4 protein-coding genes are annotated in these 4,745 nt (G+C 76.5%); 2 read left to right on the top strand and 2 right to left on the bottom strand.

What is annotated here, in order from left to right:
• Positions 1-1,225: glycosyltransferase 87 family protein (locus AA75_RS08405; protein ID WP_051812010.1), on the bottom strand; the 1,225-nt coding region annotated here is incomplete at its 3' end.
• Positions 1,226-1,353: 128 nt separating this feature from the next.
• Complete coding sequence (gene mptB, locus AA75_RS08400) at positions 1,354-2,787, bottom strand: polyprenol phosphomannose-dependent alpha 1,6 mannosyltransferase MptB (protein WP_051812009.1); 1,434 nt, start codon at positions 2,785-2,787, stop codon at positions 1,354-1,356.
• Positions 2,788-3,102: 315 nt separating this feature from the next.
• Between mptB and AA75_RS08395 the strand changes: the two genes are divergently transcribed.
• A complete protein-coding gene (locus AA75_RS08395; protein WP_082526347.1) occupies positions 3,103-3,945 on the top strand; it encodes a GNAT family N-acetyltransferase in 843 nt (280 codons plus the stop codon).
• Positions 3,942-4,745 (top strand): 1-acyl-sn-glycerol-3-phosphate acyltransferase (locus AA75_RS08390; protein ID WP_033819194.1); only part of this gene is annotated, 804 nt, incomplete at its 3' end. The genes AA75_RS08395 and AA75_RS08390, both read left to right, overlap by 4 nt.

The following is a 4,745-nucleotide window of genomic DNA, read 5'->3' as shown; positions in this document are numbered from 1 at the left end:
GCGCCGCCGGCAGGCCGCCCGGGAGCAGCCGTCCGCTGCGGGCGGCCGCCGCCGGGCGGACCGGCAGCGCGATCAGCAGCCCGAGGGTGATCCACAGGTAGGTGCTGCCGCCGATCAGTCCGCCGACCCCCGCGGTGTCGAACCGCCAGAGCCAGACCACGCTGCTGCACAGCACCACGTACCCGGCGGCCGCCGCGGCCAGCAGCCGGCCGCGCCGGGCCGAGCCGATGGGTTCGCGCAGGCCGACGTCGGCCAGCAGGACCAGGGCCGGCAGGACCCAGACCAGGTGGTGGATCCAGGTGATCGGGCTGATCAGACAGGAGGTCAGCCCGGTCAGCGCGAAGCCGGTCAGCTCGTCGCCCGCGGAGGCGGCCCGGTGCACCCGGTACGCCCACAGCGCGAGCACCCCGATCACGGCGAGCGCCCAGGCGGCGCGCCCGGGGACGTCCGGTGCCAGCCGGGCGATCATGCCCTGAAGGGACTGGTTGGAGACGTAGCCGAGCGAACCGACCCGGTTGGTGTTCCACAGCAGGTCGGTCCAGAACGCGTGCGAGGCCTCGGGCGCCGCCAGCCGGCCGATCAGGGTGGCGCCGACCGCCGTACCGGCCGCGACCAGGGTGGCACGGCGGCGCCGGGTGACGGCCAGGTAGAGGATGAACACGGCCGGCGTCAGCTTGAACGCGGCCGCCAGACCGATCCCGATGCCCGCGTACCGGCGGCGCTGCGGGGCGCCGGTCAGCAGCTTCCAGTCGGCGAGCACCAGCGCCACCAACAGCAGGTTGACCTGCCCGAAGCTGAAGGTGTCGCGGACCGGTTCGAGCAGCCCGAGCAGGCAGCCGGCCACCCCGAAGGTGAACCACCGGTTCCACCCCAGCCGCCGGGCGACCGGATCGACCAGCCAGTACAGCAGCGCGGCGGCGGCCAGGGCGCTCAGCACCACGCTGATCGCCACCGCCGTGTGCCAGCCCACCAGGGCCATCGGCAGCATGCAGACCGCAGCGAACGGCGGGTAGGTGAAGCCCATCGTGCTGTTGGGGTGCACGTAGTCGTACAGCGCGCCACCGCCGGTCCAGTGGTGGACGGTCCCGTAGTAGACCCCGACGTCGAACCAGCCGCGGTGGCCCGGGATCACGGCGATGAAGACGCCGACCGCCAGCGCCAGCCCGGCCAGGACCAGCACCCGCCGGGCGGTGCCCGGCCCGCCGGCCGCCGCCCGGCCGCTCACCCTGTTCCCGGCCGTCCCCTGCCCTGTCACCACTCGCCCCGCCACCACTCGTCCTGTCACCACGCGTCCCGCCACCGATCGGCCCGTACCCGCTCGCCGTGTTGTCATCCGTCCACCGTCCGGCCCGCTCACCACAGCGCCCGCTCCTGGGCCTCGATCACCAGCGGCCGGTCGCCGGGCAGCAGCCGCAGCCCGTACAGCGCCGCGACCGCCAGCAGGCCGCCGGTGACCGCCGCGGCCAGTTCCGGGATGTCGGGGGCGAACCCGCTGGGCAGCACCGCCAGGGCGAGCACGCCGCTGGCGGGCGCCGCCCAGCGGCGTATTCGGCCGTGGGTCGCGGCGGCGGCCAGCAGCACCACGCCCCACAGCGCGTACCAGGGGCGCAGCGCCGGGCCGAGCACCACCAGCGCGGTGAGGCTCAGGCCGAGCAGGTGGACGGGTGAGGCCACCGGGCGCCGGGCCCACAGGTACAGCAGGACGGCGGCCGCCGCGGCCAGGCCGAGCCACCGCCACAGCGCTGTCGCGCCCTCCGCGGGCCCGGCGCCCAGCAGCACCGCCAGCCCCCGGGTGGCCCGGCCCAGTGCGCTGGTCAGCGACCAGTTGCCGGCCGACACCGGGGTGCCGAGCGCGTGGATCCAGCCGTAGCCCGTGCCGGTCGCGGCGGTGGCGGCGGCGGCTGTTCCCAGGGCGGCGGCCGCGACGGCGGACCCGGCCCGCAGCAGCCGGGCCCGGCCCTTCAGCCGCTGCGACCACAGTGCGGCGACCGGTAGCAGGCCGAGCGCGGCCGGTGCCTTGACCAGGGCCGCCAGGCACACCAGTCCGGCCGCCCAGAGCGGACGGCGGGCGAGCGCCAGTACCAGCCCGGCGACCAGCAGTCCGAGCATCACGGCGTCGTTGTGGGCGCCGGCCACCAGGTGCAGCAGGACCAGCGGGTTGAGCACGCCGAGCCAGAGCGCCACGCCGGGGTCGACCCCGCAGCGGCGGGCCAGCCGCGGGACGAGGGCCACCAGCAGCGCCACCCCGAGCAGCGCCACCAGCCGCAGGCCCAGCACCCCGAAGTAGACGTGCCGGCCGCTCGCCCCGGCCACCGCGCCGGACAGCGACAGGAACACCGGGCCGTACGGCGCCGGGGTGAACTGCCATACCGCGGGCACCTGTTCGGCCAGCGGGCCGCCCAGGTCGGCGGGGCCGTGGGTGTACACGTCCAGACCGCCGTCGACCATCGCGCCCTGCGCCAGGTAGCTGTACACGTCGCGGCTGAACAGCGGCGGACCGGCCACCAGCGGCGCGGCCCACAGCGCCAGGGTCAGCATCAGCGAGCGCGGGCCGGGCGCGTGGGGCCCGCGGACCACCTGGCCCAGTCTGAGCCAGCCCGCGATCAGCAGGACCAGCCCGAAGTACACCACCAGCAGCCCGAGTCGGGGGTGGCCGTGCAGGGGCCCGTACGACACCCCGGTCGGAAGCGCCCCCGCGGCCAGGCCACCGACCGCGAGGGCCGCCGTGCCCGCGAACCCGAGCGTCCGGCACCAGTACGGGTCAGTGGCCACACCCCGGATCGGCATGCGGACAAGCTGTCAGGGGCCGGTGGCCGGTCGTCGACGCCTCATCGACCAACAGGTGACCGGCGCCTGTCCGGTTCCGGCACCCGCAGGCCCGGGGCCCGGCGGCCTCCCGGGGCCGCCGGCCGGCCCTCCGGGGGCAGCAGCCAGGCCTTCAGCCGGTGCACATCTGCGCTCCGCCGAATGGCCACCGCGACGCCAGCCCGCTCGGGGAGACATACGGGTGCCACGCCAAACGCGTGACGGTCGTCCCGGACCTCGCGGGTGCCCGGCTCATCGCGCACCCGTCACCGTCCGCGAATCCACGGAGAGTTCGCCATGACCGCTGTTACCACTCTCACGCTGCCGGCCACCGCCGACGGCGCCGCGCGACCGTCGGTGCCCGCCTCCCGCCGGGCCAAGCCCGCCGCCGCGCCGTCCTACACGGTCGCGCTGGCCCGCGACGAGGCCGACCTGCGGGCCTCCCAGCGCCTGCGCCACCAGGTGTTCGCCGAGGAGCTCGGCGCGGTGCTCGACACCCCGCTGCCCGGCTTCGACGTCGACCCGTTCGACGACTTCTGCGACCACCTGCTGGTGCGCGACGACTCCACCGGCGAGGTGGTCGGCACCTACCGGCTGCTGCGCCCGGCCCAGGCCGAGCGCGCCGGACGGCTGTACTCGGACAGCGAGTTCGACCTGTCGAAGCTGGCCGGCATCCGCGGCGACATGGTCGAGGTCGGCCGGTCCTGCATCGCCGCCGAGCACCGCGGCAACGGCGCGGTGATCAACCTGATGTGGGGCGGCATCGCCCGCTACCTGGTCGACGCCGGCAACACCTGGATCGCCGGCTGCTGCTCCGCGCCGCTCACCGACGGCGGCGGCACCGCGGCCGGCGTCTGGGACGCGATGGCCGCCCGTCACCTCGCCCCCGAGGAGTACCGGGTCCGCCCGCACCGCCCGTGGGACCCGAGCGGCATCACCCGCCCCGAGCGCACGCCCGTCCCGGCGCTGCTCCGCGGCTACCTGCGCCTGGGCGCCTGGGTCTGCGGCGAGCCCGCCTACGACCCCGACTTCGGCGTCGCCGACCTGTACGTGCTGCTGTCGCTGGAGCGCACCGACCCGCGCTACCTGCGGCACTTCCTGTCGGCCGGGCAGAGCGCCCCGGCGGGCCCCGCGTCGTGAGCGCCTGGCTGCCGACGGCGCCGTGCACCCCGCAGGAGTGCGTGGCGCCCCCGGCCGCGACGGTCTCCGTCCCGCGCCGGGTCCTGCGCTGCGTGGTGGGCCTGACGGTGCTGGTGGCCGGGATCGCGGTGGGTCCGCTGGTGCGGCGCCTGCCGCGGACCCAGCGGGAGTGGCTGGTCCGGGTGTGGTCGCGGGCGGTGGCGGCCGGCTTCGGGGTGCGGATCCGCTCCACCGGGGAGCGCGGCGGCGGCCGCGGCGGCGCGCTGCTGGTGGCCAACCACGTGTCCTGGCTGGACATCGCGCTGATCGCGGCGGTCCGGCCGGGCCGGATGCTGGCGAAGACCGAGGTCGGCGCCTGGCCGGTGCTCGGCGGTTTCGTCGCGCGCAGCGGCACCCTGTTCATCGAGCGGGACCGGCTGCGGTCGCTGCCGGACACGGTCGGGCAGATCGCGGCGGCGCTGCGCCAGGGTGAGCGGGTGGTGGTGTTCCCGGAGGGCAGCACCTGGTGCGGGCGCGGCGGCGGGCGCTTCCGGCCCGCGCTGTTCCAGGCGGCGATCGACGCGGGTGTGCCGGTCCAGCCGGTGACGATCCGCTACCGCACGGGGCGGGGCGAGCCGACCACCGTGTCGGCGTTCGTCGGGGACGACGGCCTGGTGGCGTCGGTCCGCCGGGTGGTGTCCGCCCGCGGCCTGGTCGGCGAGGTGACCCTGCTGCCGCCGATCGTCCCGGGCGCCCATCCGGGCCGCCGGGCGCTGGCGGGCGCCGCCCAGGCGGCGGTCGGCGACGCGGTCGCGGCCGGT

The organism is Kitasatospora sp. MBT63 (assembly GCF_000710465.2).
GTDB lineage: Bacteria > Actinomycetota > Actinomycetes > Streptomycetales > Streptomycetaceae > Kitasatospora.
This window is presented reverse-complemented; position numbering and strand designations above follow the sequence as displayed.